Source organism: Erythrobacter sp. MTPC3, assembly GCF_042854385.1.
Lineage (GTDB): Bacteria > Pseudomonadota > Alphaproteobacteria > Sphingomonadales > Sphingomonadaceae > Erythrobacter.
Genome location: NZ_BTGP01000017.1, coordinates 1 through 15,033 on the forward strand (window position 1 = coordinate 1; position 15,033 = coordinate 15,033).

Here is a 15,033-nt window from a genome sequence, read left to right on the forward strand (position 1 = left end):
CCGCATCAGCGCCAGCGTCTCCTCACTCTCCGGCACCGGTGCATAGTAGTAGGACGACCGGCTGATCGAGAGCAGCCGGCATTGCGCCGCGATAGACAGGCGTTGGTGAGCAGGTTCGATCATCGCCCGCCTCCGTGCCACGCTCATCGACCGGAGGCTCTGGCTAAAAAATCGCGCTCCACGACCAACTGACCGATCTTCGCGTGAAGCTTCTCGACTTCGGCCTCGCTGGCCGCCCGGGCCGCATCACTTGCCCCCGAGAACGTGCCTGCCATCCCTTCGACCGCCTGCCGCTTCCACGCCGCGATCATCGTATGGTGGATGCCATGCTTCGCTGCCAGCTCCGCCAGCGTCAGGTCACCCCGGATCGCTTCCAGTGCCACCTTTGCCTTGAACTCCGCGCTGTAGCGCTTCCTCGTCTTCCTCATTTCCCGTCCATTCCTCAGGTCGGGATTAGCTTAGCACCCTGTCCAAATTTCCGGGACCACCTCAATACCCCGGTCCTCGACCAGCCAGGCAAGGTTCGGCGCGGAGCCGTAGGCGGTATCGGCCACGAGCTTCTCGGGCCACAGTCCGAAGCGTTCCTGCGTCCGCTCGATCATCCGGCGCTGTGCGACCACCTCGGCCTGTCTGATCGAGGTGGTCGCCTCGACATCGACGATTACCGCGTGGTCGAGGTCGATCAGATAGTTGGTGCTGTAGGAGTAGAAGGCGGCCTCGCGCGTTGCCGCGGTCCAGCGCGCAGCAGGATCGGTAAGGTTGATCCGCTTGGGTGTCACTGGGGTCGATCCGCCGAAGGCTGCATCGTCGAGCACGTCGAGATACTCGGCAACCGCACGCCCGGCGGCTTCGGGCGGCAGGCCTTCCTCGCCCGGCACCGATCGCTGCCGGTGGACATCGGCACGGATCAGGCTCGCATCGACGGCGAAGCCTTCGGCACCCACCAGTCCCTCGGACATGCAGCGCTCGACCGTCATCTCGAACAGCTTGCGCAGCAGGTCGCTGTCGCGGAACCGGCCATGCCGGTTCTTCGAGAAGGTCGAGTGATCGGGCACCGCGCCATCGAGGTCGAGCCGGCAGAACCAGCGATAGGCGAGGTTGAGATGTACTTCCTCGCATAGGCGCCGCTCCGAGCGGATGCCCATGCAATAACCGATGATCAGCATCCGGATCATCAGTTCGGGATCGATCGAGGGGCGACCCATCGGACTGTAGTAGGGCTTCAAATGCTCGCGGATGCCGCCGAGGTCGACGAACCGGTCGATCGACCGCAGCAGGTGATCCGCCGGCACATGATCCTCGATGTGGAAGCTGTAGAACAGCGCCTCCTGCATCACCGTCCGCTCGCCCATCATCAGCGTTTCTCCCGAATGCCGGAATCACTGAATCAGCAGCCTAGCCGCACTTCAAGCGGACTTTTTCAACAGAATAGGGTCGTGAGCGGAATGTCTGCTTCGGTAATTTATTCGGTAATTTAGTCGTATGAAACCAGACGGTCTGCAATCGGCCCTCTTGCAGCTTAAGTTGGAATTTCAGAATTTGGGGGTGGCGCCCCGTGCAGGATAAACATAACGAATGCATCTCGCCGTTCCTACTACCCTAGCGCCGCCAAACGCCGAAATGGGTGCGCAATCGCCGCCGCCGAAAGTCGCTTGCGCTTCGCCGGATGCTCGCATGAACGCGAGCGTCTTGATGGTGCCCGTGTAGCTGCCGTCGCTGGTGCGGGTGAACGAACCGATCTGGGTCATGATGTCTTCTCCTTGGATCTCGAAGCCGCTCGATGCGGCCTCGATGGCGGTCGTTCAGGCGGTGTGATCGCCGGGCTGCACCCGTGGCCGGAGCGCAGCGAAGGACGGCGGAGCCCGGGCTTCTTGCCTCGCGAGGAAGGCGCGTCAGCGCCGGGGAAGAAGGTCGGGCGGAGCCGTTGCAGGCCTGGCCGGACCGCCACGAGACCAGCCATTCAGAGAGGCCGTGGCGCGGCTGAGCGGCCAAGGTGGCCAGCATCATCGATTCGTCTTTCCTGCTGTGCAGAAGCCACTGGCACCTCAAGTTGGGACCGAGTGCGGGTCCGCCATCAGCGATGCGATCCGCGCGTCAGGTGCCTTGAACCGACCACGTCGGAGCGCCGGCGGGAGCACCGCCTCGACCGCTTCCAGCTTCTCGGACGGGTCCATCCTGAGGTAGACCTCGGTGGTCCGGATATCGGCGTGACCAAGCCACAACGCGACCTTGCGGATGTCGCGCGTCGCCTGGAGCATGATGACCGCACAGCTGTGCCGCAGCAGGTGAGGCGTCAGCGTTCGCCCGCCCAGTGTCGGGCAGCTCCGGGCGGCCGTGGCGGCGTGCTTCGCCAGGATGTACTCGAAGCCGGCGCGTGTCATAGCCCCGCCCTGTGCATTGACGAACAGCTCCGGAACCGATGCTTGCCCCCGCACAGCAAGCCACGCGCGCAGGTCGCGAGCGGTTTCCTTCCAGAGCGGAAGGCTGCGTTCGCGGCCCCCAGCCCGCAAAATGATTGCGGCGCTTTCAGGGAGGGTTGACTCGTGCGGAGGATCTTTATCTGTCATCCCATGGTCATTGCTCTCGGAAGTAGCGACACCTCGAAGTATCGCTGAGCCGCCCTAGTTCATCGGCTTGTCAGCTTGCCGAAGTTCGGTGAGCACTTCGAGACGCAGCGGCATCATGTCGACGCCGCAATCGACCTTTCGCGCAGTAGTCTTCCACCACGTGCGCGGGCGGCGGTGATATCCAGGCACGCCGTTGCCGACCATCGGCAGCGTGCTTGCACGATCCGACCGCCCTCTGACGCTCAGAAACCAATTCTCGCGCTGACACGCAAGTCCCTGCCTGGAAGGGGCGCGAATTCCTTCAGAAAGCTCGCGTGCCGGCGGGCGTCTACATCGAAGATGTTGTTGGCGGATATAACAATGCTCGTATTCTGAAGATTCTGGAACGGCTGGAACGAAGCGGACAGATTGACCATCGTGTAGCCGTCGGTCCGGGTTTCAAAACCGGTTACCCGGTCTTGATCGTCAACCCACTCGATTTCCGCGCGAGCCTGGGCAGTTGGAGATTGCGCTTCGATCCCGCCAAGAAGTCGCAACGGGGGAATGCGCGGAGCCGCGCCCACTGAATTGATAGTCGCACGAACATAGTCGGCCACGCCATCGGCGTTGATTGTCCAATCCCCATATCGAGCCAGCCGCGCCGATCCCTCAATTTCCAGTCCGTAATATCGGGCGTTGGCCTGACGGAACTGAAAGACCGGCAGATCATCCTCAATCTCTCCTGTCTGGGCCTCATAAATATAATTGTCGAACCAGCTGTAATAGGCGGAGGCGCTAAAGCTGAAGCCCTCGCCCGACCCTCTGAGGGTTCCTTCGAGGCCCCAGCTCTTCTCCTTGGAAAAGGTGGGGTCGCCGATCTCGAAGGCCTGCGTTCCGGCATGCGGACCGTTCGCGAACAATTCCTCGGCGGCCGGTGCGCGCTGCGTGTGTGAGAGGTTGAGGCCAATCCTAAGCCGCTCATTGATCCCGTAGCTGGCCCCGACCGATCCTGAAAAGGCGTCGAAGCTGCGATTGGAGGCCGGAGTCCCGAGATCGGGGTCAGCCTCGGACGACAGCGACGATCGCTCGTAGCGCGCACCAGCTTCCGCATTGATCGCGCCAAGGTCGAACGTCTGCAACGTGAAAATACCATATTGCTCGGTCTGGTTTGGCGGCAGGAACTTCTCCTCGCCGATGATTTCCAGATCACGTCGGAACACCTGGGCTCCGAAGGCGCCGCGCCATCCATTGCGCTCCGCCTGCACGAACTCCAGCCTCCCTTCCAACCCGTCGCTTAGGAAGCGGGTTGCGATCTCGCCTGTCTCTTCCAGCTCGAAATGCCGGTAATCGGCGATGCCTCCCCGGAAGCGAATGCGCTCTAGGAAACCGTCGCCGGTTTTGACCTCGGCCCGAACGTCGCCGCGGGTCTGCTTTACGTCCAGACGCACTGCTTCTGCTTCGACAGCAGGATCAAGCGAATAGCGTACCGGCACGCCGTAGAGACTGTCATAACGGCTGACCGACAGTCCGACATTGGCGGTGTCGCTGACGTAGGCCGCGCCTCCGGCCACTTCATACGTACGGCCAGCGCTGTTCGGTATCCGACGGCGCAGGTTCGCCAGTTCCGCGATTTCCGGCTCGGCACTCGCTCGTGCCTGTTCCCGTAGCTCGGGCGTCAGTACGAAACCGCCGATTTCAAGGTCGTCCGTCTTGGTGTAGCTACCGTCAACGTGCACGACGAAGCGGTTCGCCAGCGGCACATCGACGGCGCCGTTGATCGAGCGCTCGTTGGCTGCGGAGCCATAGGTCGCGATCGCCTCGACATCCACCGCCTCATCGGGAATTCGGCGGGGAATCCTGCTGTCGATTACGTTGACCACCCCGCCGATCGCGGAGGAGCCGAAGAGCAAAGCGGATGGACCGCGCAAGATCTCGACCCGATCAGCTGTCAGCGGGTTGATGGCGACGGCATGATCAACGCTGGTATTGGACAGGTCGAAGCTGCCTATGCCATCAGTCAGCACACGCACGCGTTCGGACTGGAAGCCGCGCAGCACCGGCCGCGACACGTTTGGGCCGAATGACGTGGCCGAAACACCGGGCTGGCGCGCGAGCGTCTCGCCGATCGTCGGCCTTAGCGAGCGCGTCAGTTCTTCGCCAGTGACCACGGAGGTTCCGGAAAGTAGGTCTTCGCGGTTACGAGTGAACGGCGCCGTGACGACGATCTCCGCCGATTCATTTTCGTGATAGTCGCGGACTGTCGCAGCTTGAGCAGTGTTCGCCTGACCCGCGCCTCCGGCCGGCGCTTGCTGCGCGCCGCTGGTGATCGGCTCCCGCGATGACTGGGAAGGAGACGGCGCGGCCTGAGCAAAGGCTATTTGTGGGGTCAAAGCAGCGGCGGTTCCGGCGAGCAGGGTAAGGCGAAGCATGAAATGAATTTCCAATTGTCTGGCCGCCCCGTGAGGAGCAATGGCACGAGTGATACTGGTGACGAGAGATTGGAGGCGGAGGCTTCACCTGACCCCTTTAGGCGAGGTCAGGTAGCTTCTATGAAGCGAGCACAGCCGCGACGTTCCTGTGGGGCACGTCGGATTTCAGGCGAGCGGCGGCTCCAGTAGTGGAGGCACTGACCTGCTTCCCAGTCCCGTAGCATTGGTTACGAGGCGGTGGGCGGGCTCCACGAAGCGGCGCGGGAACGAAGACGAGTCGGTCGGCGCTATGTAACCCGCCAGCAAAGTCGTGGCCGCCTCGCTCAGGGATCCCTTCTTCGCAACCGCCTTGGCGGCCGTTTCCTCGCTTTGCGCTACCGCCGATGTATTGGACTCGGAGCTCTGAAGGGCCGCGGCGTGCGCAAGTGCGTCCTCGTGCTGGCACTTTGCCATAGCAATGGCAGGCCCGTTCGCGAACACGAACGCGAATATGATCAGCAGGGTCACGAGCCGGGCCACGATCATGAGATAACATTCCGGCGGCTCAGATTGCAAGCCTGCTTCAGGATCGTGCGGCCGGATTGCCAGAGCAGAGCGGGTATGAGCCTGCCGACGGTAAATCAAGTCCATAAGTCGTCCGTGAATTGCGGCCGCAGTGACAAAAAGGCAAACTCGTGCTACAGGAGGGCCATGGCAACGAGACTGAAAGCACCCGTCGGCCCTGACGACGAGTTGGCGGCGATCTTGGAGAACGCCGGTCTGCACGACGACGGCGCAGCCGCCCGCTCCTCGAAGCCGGGCTCCCGATCTGCTACAGCGAAGACGACACTCCGGATGATGCGATCATCAAGGATATCCCGACGGGCGCCGTGAGCTAGACTAGGCTAGGAGCGTCACACGATGCCAATGCGCGTCGCGCGCTTTGGGTGGTGGCGCTCACGGCGACGATGATGATCGGGGAGATCATCGCCGGCTACCTGACCGGCTCAATGGCGCTCCTTGCGGACGGTTTCCACATGGCGACGCACGCCGGAGCGTTGAGCGTCGCAGCCATCGCCTATTCCTACGCGAAGCGACACGCTTCGGATTGCCGGTTCAGCTTCGGGACCGGCAAAGTCGGCGACTTGGCGGGATTCGCATCGGCATTGGTCCTAGCCGCCGACGCGCTGACATCGGTGCTGGCGATCGTGGCGCTGCTTTCGGTACGTTTCTTGGGCTAGGTGTGGCTCGATCCGGTGATGGGGATCGTCGGTGCCCTCGTGATCGCCCGCTGGTCATGGTTGCTGATGCGTGAGACCGCATGCGTGTTGCTCGACCGCACTGACGAGCATGTCGCCGCGGAAATCCGCGAGTTGGTTGAATCCTCCGGCGATGCACCGATCGCCGACCTGCACGTCTGGCACGTCGGCCCCGATGCCCACGCCGGCATTGTGAGCGTGGTAGCCGAAGGCGCGATGGATCGCGCGACGGTACAAGAACGGCTCAAGGCGGTCCATGAACTGCGCCATCTCACCATAGAAATGCAGTCGATATGAACTCACCTTGCGTCGGCATATGCAGTTTTGACAGTCGCACGGGTTGGTGTCGCGGCTGAGGTCGAACCACTGGAGAAATCCGGGGCTGGAAGAAGGCGCAGCCGCATCAACGACGCCGGATCGTCGCCGAGCTTCCACGGCGGCTTGCCAAGTTCGCGCCAAACGGCAGGGCGAAGGTTGGGCGAATGATCGTTTGGCAGGACGGTGGCCAGAGCCACCGCGGTCAGGCAGCCTTGCCTTACCATGCCGGCCGCTTATGCTCATTCATCGTGACAGGCTTTCTGACACACGGGCCTGAACGACCTCCAAAGGGCAGCGCGATACTCGCCTGAGCTGCCGCGTCGCTAGCGCGGCTTCTATGCGCCTGCGCTCGACGCGGCGCTCCGGCTGCGCACGGCGTTCGTTATCGGTGCCGTGGCGCTCGTCGCAATTGCCGGCGTTACCGCCTCGCGCATGGGCTCGGAGTTCGTGCCCAGTCTCGATGAAGGCGACATCGCGCTCCATGCCCTGCGCATTCCGGGCACAAGTCTCAGCCAGGCCATCGCCATGCAGACGACGCTGGAAAACCGGCTGCGCCGGTTTCCCGAGGTCGAGCGGATCGCCTCCAAGATCGGCACGGCGGAGGTAGCGACCGACCCGATGCCGCCATCAGTCGCCGACACATTTATCTTTCTCAGGGACCGCTCCGAATGGCCGAATCCGAGGAAGTCGCGTGCCCAGCTCGTCCGCGAGATGGAGGAAGCGGCAAACGCGATTCCCGGTAACAACTATGAGTTCACCCAGCCGATCCAGATGCGGTTCAATGAGCTGCTGTCCGGCGTTCGGGCAGACGTGGCGATCAAGGTGTTCGGCGATGATCTCGATCAATTGCGGGCTATCGGTGAGCAAATTGAGGGGGTGGTCAGCGGAATCGAAGGCGCCCAGGATGTGAGCGTTGAGCAGGTGACTGGCCTGCCGATTCTGCAAATCACCCCCCCGATCGGGCTGCGCTCGCGCGGCTCGGCCTAAACGTCGGCGACATTCAGGATGTCGTGGCCGTCTCCATCGGGGGGGCAGCAGACGGGTCAAATCTTCGAGGGCGATCGGCGGTTTCCGATCATCGTGAGGCTTCCCGAGGATGTTCGTTCGCGTGCTGATGAAATCGGCCGCCACCGTATTCCGGTCGGCGGAACCAACGAAGCCGGCATCCGCAACTTCGTGCCGCTCGCTGATGTCGCGCGCGTCGAGGTTGTGACCGGGCCGAACCAAATCAGCCGCGAGGACGGCAAGCGGCGCGTAGTCGTCACCACTAACGTCCGGGGACGGGATCTCGGATCGTTCATTGAGGAAGTGCGCCAGAGGGTCGGTGCACAAGTCGAGGTGCCGTCAGGCTATTGGGTGAGTTACGGAGGCACATTCGAGCAGCTCATCTCGGCGGCGCAGCGCCTGCAAATCGTCGTCCCGCTGGTGCTCTTGCTGATCTTCGGCTTGCTCTATGCTCTGTTCCGGTCGTTCAAGGATTCGGCGATCGTCTTTTCAGGGGTGCCCTTGGCACTGACCGGAGGCGTCGCGGCACTCCTTCTGCGCGGAATGCCGCTTTCGATTTCGGCCGGTGTCGGCTTCATCGCCTTATCGGGCGTCGCCGTCCTCAATGGGCTGGTGATGCTGAGCTTCATCCGACAGCTTCGCGCCGACGGGATGGGTCTCGATCCCGCGATACGCGAGGGCGCGCTGACACGTCTGCGACCTGTGTTAATGACGGCGCTGGTCGCAAGCTTGGGCTTCGTGCCGATGGCGTTCAACGTCGGCGCGGGCGCGGAAGTGCAAAGGCCGCTGGCGACCGTCGTTATCGGCGGCATCATTTCATCGACTATGCTGACGCTATTCGTGCTTCCGGCGCTCTACCGCGTGGTGCATGGTCGCGCCGGATTGCGCGAGAGCGAGCATCAATCCCCCAAGAGCCTGGCGTAAGCCTCAGTCTGCCCACTTCCCACTCACCACCGAGCGAGGTGAGTCTAACTCCATTCCGCTATCGGACGCCATCCTACTACGCTGGCGCACTCTCGGCGGCACTAAAGTAGGAGACGGGGGCAGACTGCGGTATTTGGCGCCTCGTGCAGCATAAACATAACGAATATTTCGCCATTCGCCCTACCCTAGAACCGCTGCTCGTCGCCGGTTTGCCGAACTTTGCCGCATCGCGGCGCCCCTGATCCTCTCGGCGGCAACGCAGGAGTCTAGCTAGCTTAGCTGATGACGGGAAACGTCACCTCGGTCGACGTTCCATGCGCCGAGCTGTCTTGCTTCACCTCGCCGCCTATCTGCCGTGCGAGCGAAGCAATCAGTTTAAGGCCCGAGCCGCCGGGACGCGGGTTCTCGATGCCGCGGCCGTTGTCGGAAGTCGCGAGACGCGCTTCACCGTAGCCGACGCCCGCCTGCAGCCTGACAGTGATCCGGCCGCCGTGCTCGCCGAACGCATGTTTGACGCTGTTCGTCACCGCTTCGTTGAGGATAAGGCCGAGCGGCACTGCGCGATCAATCGACAGCTCAATCTCATCCGCAATCACCTCGATCGCGACATTGTCGACCTGCTGCTCAATCGAAGAACATAGCGCACGTAGGTAGCCGGCCATATCGACAACATCGACGTTTTGCCGCGGCGCGAGCTGGTCGTGGGCGAGCGAGATCGCATTGATACGGTTAGCGACATGTTCAAGCGCACGCTGGGCTTTTGGGTCCTCAAGCCGCCGCGTCTGGACCGAGATTGAGGCGAGGATGGTTTGGAAGTTGTTCTTCACGCGATGCTGGAGTTCGCGTAGCAGCGTTTCTCGCTGTTGTGCTTCGGCCGCAGCGTCGGCCAAGGCGGCCGCCTCGCTCAGTTCCGCCTGGTGACGCCGGATGTGGTTAGGGCCGCGTTGCCGATCACCAGCGCCTACACCTGGAGCTGACCTGAGCAAAGGACCAGCGAGTCATGCTCGTCGATGAGGGCGAATGAGCCGGCTTGGACCGGCTCATTCACTACTTCAGTGGGCTGCCTCGGGACCAGGCGACGGTAGCGTACCCGCCGGAGCTTCGAACGGCCAGAAGGCAGCGGGCGTCGGTTGCATCGCGCCCGGCAGCGACCCGGCCGGCAGCGCGAGAACGAGCGCCATCCACACCGCCATGGCAACCATCATCACGTTCTCGGTGAGCGACACGAAGCCGAGCGGAACATTGCTATTCCCTCCGACGCAGGCGCACTTCAGCTCGCGCTTATCGACATAGACGGCTTTGAACACGGAAACCGCTCCGATGCCGCCAATGAACAGAGCGACCGGAATCGACAGCCAGCTCAAGACGCCTGCCAGCATCAGCACGCCCGCGCCGAGCTCCGCGAAGGGATAAAAGTAAGCATAGGGCACATAGCGCTTCGCCAACAGGTCGTAGCCGAGGAACATGGTCGCGAAGCGGTCCACGTCTTGCAGCTTGAGCATGGCGAGAAGCATCATCGCAACCGCGATGAAGCGCTCGACGAACATTACGCCCACCAGCGCCATTCCGGTCAGCCAGTTGATTGCCAGTGCGGCGAGTGCGGCGACCACGAACACCGCGATCACCGGCGTATAACTTGGGGCCGCCGGATCCTTTACCGTCAGCCCGACGAAGCGGCGGAGGTCATCATAGCCGCCGACACGTTCCCCATTGATGAAGGTCTGCGGCGTCGTCTGGACATTGTGCTTGGCCTTGAAAGCATCCTGCTCCGCGCGGCTGGTCAGCCAGTTGTCCTCGACCTCGAAGCCCTTGCTCTTGAGCAGGTGGCGGGCCTTGAGCCCGTAAGGGCAGGTGTGCTCAGGTGTAACCATCCGATAGAGGGTGGCTCTCTTCGCAGCGGTCGCCATAGTTCATCTCCCACGTTGTGCAGCCGCGCCGGCGCGCATTCTCGATCCCTTAGAAGGCAGCTGCGCCTCTAAACGGGATGTGGTGCTTCCAACGATGGCAAGGTCAAGGTTTTCGGGTCCGCCCTCCGGGTCACGCAAAGGGAAGCAGTTTGGCTGAGGGTGATGCGGGCGGTACGTCTCGGACCCACCCGTGTTGCTACTGCGGAATTTGGAACCCGCCGGCGGCTTCCCCGGACCAAATCCCGGACCAGCTAGATTTCTGGTCCGGGACAATCAGCTAAGTGTCTGATATTCTGGCGCCCCGTGCAGGATAAACATAACGAATATGTGTCGCCGTTTGCACTACCTTAGAGCGGGCGGACGCCGCCGACGCCAGCCTGGCGCCGTCTCCCACAGCCATTGGTGCTACTGCTTAGGCGAAATATCTGGCCGCTAGGGACCTAATGTTCGGGGGGCGAAGCTACGGTTGAATCGATCGATGTTCAATCGCGTAGGTTGATCGCTGCCATTCCAGCGGAGCGCAGATCTGCCCGATGCGAGCACGTCACTGGCTTCGGGTAACTTGAGCCGGGTGATCGACTGACCGCTGCCATGCTGCGGCAACGAGGTAGATCCCTGCCGCAATCATAGGCACCGTGAGCCACTGACCCATGTGAAGCCCTGTTCTGGCTGCGAAGCCGACAAGCTGGGCATCGGGTTCTCGGAAGAACTCGACCGTAAATCGGGCCAGACCATAGCCGATGAGAAACACCCCGACGAGCATCCCCGGCTTGCGCCGCGCGTCGGTGAACCAGAACAGGAAGGCGAGCACGGCGAACAGGACCAACCCTTCCAGCCCGGCTTCGTAAAGCTGGCTGGGATGGCGGGCGAGACCATCATGGCTTCCGGGGAACACAATCGCCCAGGGCACATCGGTGGGCTTTCCCCAAAGCTCGCCATTCACGAAATTGGCGAGACGACCGAAGAACAGGCCGATCGGCACGGTGCAGGCGACATAATCATGGACCCGCAGCCATTCGAGGCCGTGTCGTCGCGCGAACAGGATCAGCGCGAGCGAGACGCCGGCGGCACCCCCGTGGAACGACATGCCGACACCGCCGCTCCGTAGGCGGTTCCGAACCCAGCGCTGGTCTCTGGGCGAACCTCCACCGCGGCTCCGTAGAGAGCGCCGAGAAACATCCCAAAGCCGTAATGAACAGCTGCTCCGGCGGGCTCGCGATATTCCTCCGGCACCGGCTCCCCTACGGTTGCTTCCGTTACAGCGTCGGCCACCTTGACGGTGTTGGGCTCGTCTCCGACGTCCCTCTCGCCGGATGCCACTTTCCAGGCGTCGTGGAACTCGGACATTACCCATGAGGCCATCAACCCTGCAGCCGCGCCCGCCACAGCGCCTTCGATTACGCGCTTTGTGCCCACATCCATCTCTCCCACGCCTTTGTCTAAAAGCTCATTCTAACCGTCGCTCGCGCCGTCGTCGGCGCACCAGGCATGATGTTGTTGTCGTTGTAGGCGGACGAGAAATAGTTGCTGTCGAGGAGGTTCTCGACGTTGATTTGCGCCTCGATCTGGGGGGTAAGCTTGAAGAATGCGGCAGCATCGACGCGGGTGAAGGCGGGCAGGACGGCGGTGTTGCTGATGGAAGTGAAGCTCTTCGACTGGTGGTAGACGCCGACGCCGGCCCCGAAGCGCGGGGTGAAGTCGTAGCGGGTCCAGAGCGAAACCTGCTGTTTGGGAACCAGCGGTACCTCGCGCCCGGCCGGGGCCGCGCTCGTCGTTTTGCGAATCTCCGCGTCCTGCAGCGCATAGCCCGCACTGACCTGCCACTGGGGCGTGATCGCTCCGCTGAGGCCGATCTCAAGCCCTTTGCTGCGCTGTGCGCCGGTAAGCACCGTCCGCGTGGCATCGTTGGGGTCGGTCGCGCGGGTGTTGGTACGATCGAGCCGGTAGACGGCAGCGGTCAGGCTAAGCGTTGGAAAGATATCCCATTTGAGGCCAAGTTCGTAATTGTCGAACTTCTCCGGCTCCAGCGCGGCGCTTGTGATGTCGAGCGATGAAAACTGATCGCCCGACTGGGGCAGGAAGGACCGGCTATAGCTGGCGTAGATCGAGACGGGTTGCACCGGCTTCAGCACCACCCCTAGGCGGGGAGACCAGAGAGTGTCTGTCCGGCTGTAGCTTTGCCCGGCGACCAGGTCGTCGATGCTAAGCTCGAAGCGGTCGCGGCGAACGCCACCGATAACATCGACATGGTCGCCGATCGAGATCTGGTCCTGCACATAGAAGGCAGTGGCGTCGGCGTTTGTCCGGATCGACCGGTAGCCGGTGTTGGCGGTGGTGCGCAGCGTGACCGGCGGCACCGTGATCCGGTCGGCCAACCCCACAAAAACTCGCCGGCCCCCGTTGACCACGTCACCGCCTGCGAAGAAGCCATTGATCCGCTGGTTGCGCGTGCGCTGATCGCCAACTTCAAAGCCGGCGAGCAGCACGTGGCGGACGGGTCCTGTTGTGACCGTCCAGACGAGGTCGTTCTGGTTGAGCAAGTTCTTGCGCGTCGTGGGATCGCTATAGGCTTCGAGGCCGACGCTCTGGACGCCGCCGCGCAGGGTGACCGGGGTCACCGCGAAGGCATTCCGATAGAGCTTGTCATAATCGCCGTACAGGACCCGGCTTGTCAGGGTCAGGTTGTCGCTGAACCGATGCTCGATGCGCCCGTTCAGGACCTTGGCCTCGAAGTCGCTGACGTTGAAGCCCGGAACACCGAAGAAGGTGTCGCGGTAGCCGGTGAGGGGGCGTGACGGGCTCGTCAGAAAGCCCTGGACAGCCGAGGGGACACCTCGATCGATCGTGCGCTTGTCATTGTTATATTCGAAGCCCAGGTCGATCCGGGTGGTGCCGCCGAGCGATACCGCAAAGGTCGGATTGATCGCAATCCGGCGTCCGTCGTAGAAGTCGCGGTTGCTGTTGAACTCCTCGTAAACGGCGTTCAGCCGAGCGGAGGCGGATTCGCCGATTGGCTGGTTGATGTCGGTGTCGACATACCATGCGCCATATGTGTCCGCCGAGCCGCTGCCGCTGATGAAGGCGTTGGCAACGGGGCGCTTCGTGACGCGGTTGACGATCCCACCCCCGCCGCCGCGCCCGAAAATCATCGCGTTGGGACCTTTCAGGACCTCGATCCGCTCTGCGTTGTAGAGGCCGCGGTAATATTGCACGTCGTCACGCAGGCCATCGACAAAGAAGTCCGCGGTGCTGCTGTTCCCGCGCAGGATGATCTGGTCGCGGTGGCCCTCGCCCTGCGAGATCACCGCGCCGGGGACATAGCGAAGCACGTCGGCGATCGAGCGCATCGCCTGGTCGTCAATCTGCGCCTCGGTGATGATCGAGGCCGCCTGCGGAACGTCCTTGAGACTGGTCGGTGTGCGGGTGGCGGTGCTTGTCGCATCGACTTGGTAGCCGTCCCGGACGCCGGTGACGATGATTGTTTGGCGGGCGTCCGTAGCCGGAATGGCTGGCTGACCCTGAGCCGCTGCGGGCACGGCCATCAATCCAAGGCCTAGCGCACCGCTTAATCCACTTTTCCTCATTTTCACTCCTTTGCGAATCGTTCTCAATCGTTGACGCGCCCTATGATAGATGCGAATGCATCGCAATAGCGGCTCTGATGAAATATGGGCGATGACGGTGATGGTGCGCATAGACCCCAATGCAGGGGACGCCGAGCAGATCGTGGTGCGGCTGCTGCGCCGCTACGCGGCGTGCCGGCAACTCGGTGAGCAACCCCTGCCGCCGTTCACCAGACTAGGGGGCGAGTTCGGGATTCCGGCTCCTGCGGTGGTCGCCCTGGCCAGCGTTTTTCAACTCACTGAAGGATGCCTTGGCCGGGCATTGGTTGCCGAATGCTGTTGTAATCCAATGCTCAGCGCGGACGAGCGCGCGCTGTTGCTGCTTCTTACGCGAACGTACGCTGAGCCGGCTTTGGGCAGCTCAGATATACCGCAGGGTTTGCCAGGTGCGCTTGTCTGGGCTGTTGCGAGCGCACGCCGGCTTCTCAATCCATCGTTTCCAGAGCGGATGAATGGCGCCAGCCAGCCTTCAATGGCAACGTGTACCTCCGCAAGATGACATGAAGGGTCCAGCCACGATTTCCCCCCTGTCTAGCATGTGATAATGTCCTATCTCCCGTCTCCCGCGAACGCTCGTTCGCGGGAGAGCCGCACCGATGGCGGCGGAAGGCTCTGGAAATGGCCCTTCAGCCTCCGAAAACAGTCCCTCGGTTCAGTCTCCGAAATCCGGCTAGGTTCTGGCAAGGTTCAGGAGAAGGCCTTTGCTCGTCGGCTATGTGCGCGTGTCCACCAGGGATCAGTCCCTGCCCCCCCAACGAGACGCGCTCCGGGAAGCCGGGTGCGGGTGGGTGTTCATGGAGACGCCGTCGGGAGCGCAACGCGACAGCCCGGAGTTGAAAGGCGCCCTTGACTATCTCCGTGCCGGCGAGAAGCTGGCGTTGTGGAAGCTCGACCGGCTGGCGCGCTCCGTCCGACAGTTCGTTGAGACGGACGAAGATTTCGCCAAGCGCGAGAGCGGTCTTCGGGGGCTCACCCGGGCGATCGACACCACCAGCCCCGGCGGGCGGCTCGTGTTCCACGGCGACGGGCGGAGGTGAGGTTGG

General features: G+C 62.5%; 11 protein-coding genes and 5 pseudogenes. 4 read left to right on the plus strand and 12 right to left on the minus strand.

Going from position 1 to position 15,033, the window contains the following annotated elements; translation table 11 throughout:
* The 7 genes and pseudogenes from ACGHU1_RS16360 to ACGHU1_RS16390 form a co-directional block, all read right to left on the minus strand.
* Window positions 1-428: pseudogene (locus ACGHU1_RS16360) on the minus strand (transposase); the annotation flags it as partial.
* 60 nt (window positions 429-488) lie between these two features.
* Window positions 489-1,355 (minus strand): annotated as a pseudogene (locus tag ACGHU1_RS16365) (transposase); the annotation flags it as partial.
* Window positions 1,356-1,532: 177 nt separating this feature from the next.
* On the minus strand, window positions 1,533-1,748 hold the full coding sequence (locus ACGHU1_RS16370; RefSeq protein ID WP_390588674.1) for a hypothetical protein: 216 nt from the start codon (window positions 1,746-1,748) through the stop codon (window positions 1,533-1,535).
* 297 nt (window positions 1,749-2,045) lie between these two features.
* Window positions 2,046-2,567 (minus strand): tyrosine-type recombinase/integrase, encoded by a 522-nt coding sequence (locus tag ACGHU1_RS16375; RefSeq protein WP_390588676.1) that lies wholly within the window; start codon window positions 2,565-2,567, stop codon window positions 2,046-2,048.
* 54 nt (window positions 2,568-2,621) lie between these two features.
* Window positions 2,622-2,771, minus strand: coding sequence for a hypothetical protein (locus tag ACGHU1_RS16380; protein ID WP_390588679.1), 150 nt, complete (start codon window positions 2,769-2,771; stop codon window positions 2,622-2,624).
* A gap of 38 nt (window positions 2,772-2,809) precedes the next feature.
* Window positions 2,810-4,975, minus strand: coding sequence for a TonB-dependent receptor (locus ACGHU1_RS16385; RefSeq protein ID WP_390588680.1), 2,166 nt, complete (start codon window positions 4,973-4,975; stop codon window positions 2,810-2,812).
* 165 nt (window positions 4,976-5,140) lie between these two features.
* Window positions 5,141-5,605 carry a hypothetical protein gene (locus ACGHU1_RS16390; RefSeq protein WP_390588682.1) on the minus strand — a complete coding sequence of 155 codons (465 nt, stop codon included), beginning with the start codon at window positions 5,603-5,605 and terminating at the stop codon, window positions 5,141-5,143.
* A gap of 254 nt (window positions 5,606-5,859) precedes the next feature.
* Here ACGHU1_RS16390 and ACGHU1_RS16395 point away from each other — a divergent pair.
* Window positions 5,860-6,510 (plus strand): annotated as a pseudogene (locus ACGHU1_RS16395) (cation transporter); the annotation flags it as partial.
* 2 nt (window positions 6,511-6,512) lie between these two features.
* Here ACGHU1_RS16395 and ACGHU1_RS16400 read toward each other — a convergent pair.
* The gene (locus ACGHU1_RS16400) at window positions 6,513-6,755 is read right to left on the minus strand and encodes a hypothetical protein (protein ID WP_390588684.1); all 243 of its coding nucleotides are present in this window, start codon (window positions 6,753-6,755) and stop codon (window positions 6,513-6,515) included.
* A 124-nt stretch (window positions 6,756-6,879) separates the two neighbouring features.
* Between ACGHU1_RS16400 and ACGHU1_RS16405 the strand changes: the two are divergent.
* A pseudogene (locus ACGHU1_RS16405) lies at window positions 6,880-8,460 on the plus strand (efflux RND transporter permease subunit); the annotation flags it as partial.
* Window positions 8,461-8,735: 275 nt separating this feature from the next.
* On the opposite strand, the gene ACGHU1_RS16410 reads toward ACGHU1_RS16405, so the two are convergent.
* From ACGHU1_RS16410 to ACGHU1_RS16425, 4 genes and pseudogenes are all read right to left on the minus strand, one after another.
* Window positions 8,736-9,350 carry a sensor histidine kinase gene (locus ACGHU1_RS16410; RefSeq protein ID WP_390588686.1) on the minus strand — a complete coding sequence of 205 codons (615 nt, stop codon included), beginning with the start codon at window positions 9,348-9,350 and terminating at the stop codon, window positions 8,736-8,738.
* 162 nt (window positions 9,351-9,512) lie between these two features.
* A complete protein-coding gene (locus tag ACGHU1_RS16415) occupies window positions 9,513-10,367 on the minus strand; it encodes a MauE/DoxX family redox-associated membrane protein (RefSeq protein ID WP_390588688.1) in 855 nt (284 codons plus the stop codon).
* Window positions 10,368-10,911: 544 nt separating this feature from the next.
* Window positions 10,912-11,457 (minus strand): annotated as a pseudogene (gene lgt, locus ACGHU1_RS16420) (prolipoprotein diacylglyceryl transferase); the annotation flags it as partial.
* 349 nt (window positions 11,458-11,806) lie between these two features.
* Entirely contained in the window at window positions 11,807-13,909 is a 2,103-nt protein-coding gene (locus ACGHU1_RS16425; protein ID WP_390588691.1) for a TonB-dependent receptor, read from the minus strand.
* A gap of 97 nt (window positions 13,910-14,006) precedes the next feature.
* Here ACGHU1_RS16425 and ACGHU1_RS16430 point away from each other — a divergent pair, with 97 nt between their 5' ends.
* On the plus strand, window positions 14,007-14,489 hold the full coding sequence (locus ACGHU1_RS16430) for a hypothetical protein (RefSeq protein ID WP_390588694.1): 483 nt from the start codon (window positions 14,007-14,009) through the stop codon (window positions 14,487-14,489).
* Window positions 14,490-14,706: 217 nt separating this feature from the next.
* The gene (locus ACGHU1_RS16435; RefSeq protein ID WP_268873863.1) at window positions 14,707-15,027 is read left to right on the plus strand and encodes a recombinase family protein; all 321 of its coding nucleotides are present in this window, start codon (window positions 14,707-14,709) and stop codon (window positions 15,025-15,027) included.
* Window positions 15,028-15,033 lie beyond the last annotated feature (6 nt).

Coding starts and splice junctions, on each gene's coding strand:
- ACGHU1_RS16370 (WP_390588674.1), bottom strand. CDS start 1,748: ATGACCCAGATCGGTTCGTTCACCCGCACCAGCGACGGCAGCTACACG.
- ACGHU1_RS16375 (WP_390588676.1), bottom strand. CDS start 2,567: ATGACAGATAAAGATCCTCCGCACGAGTCAACCCTCCCTGAAAGCGCC.
- ACGHU1_RS16380 (WP_390588679.1), bottom strand. CDS start 2,771: ATGGTCGGCAACGGCGTGCCTGGATATCACCGCCGCCCGCGCACGTGG.
- ACGHU1_RS16385 (WP_390588680.1), bottom strand. CDS start 4,975: ATGCTTCGCCTTACCCTGCTCGCCGGAACCGCCGCTGCTTTGACCCCA.
- ACGHU1_RS16390 (WP_390588682.1), bottom strand. CDS start 5,605: ATGGACTTGATTTACCGTCGGCAGGCTCATACCCGCTCTGCTCTGGCA.
- ACGHU1_RS16400 (WP_390588684.1), bottom strand. CDS start 6,755: ATGGTAAGGCAAGGCTGCCTGACCGCGGTGGCTCTGGCCACCGTCCTG.
- ACGHU1_RS16415 (WP_390588688.1), bottom strand. CDS start 10,367: ATGGCGACCGCTGCGAAGAGAGCCACCCTCTATCGGATGGTTACACCT.
- ACGHU1_RS16425 (WP_390588691.1), bottom strand. CDS start 13,909: ATGGCCGTGCCCGCAGCGGCTCAGGGTCAGCCAGCCATTCCGGCTACG.
- ACGHU1_RS16430 (WP_390588694.1), top strand. CDS start 14,007: ATGCATCGCAATAGCGGCTCTGATGAAATATGGGCGATGACGGTGATG.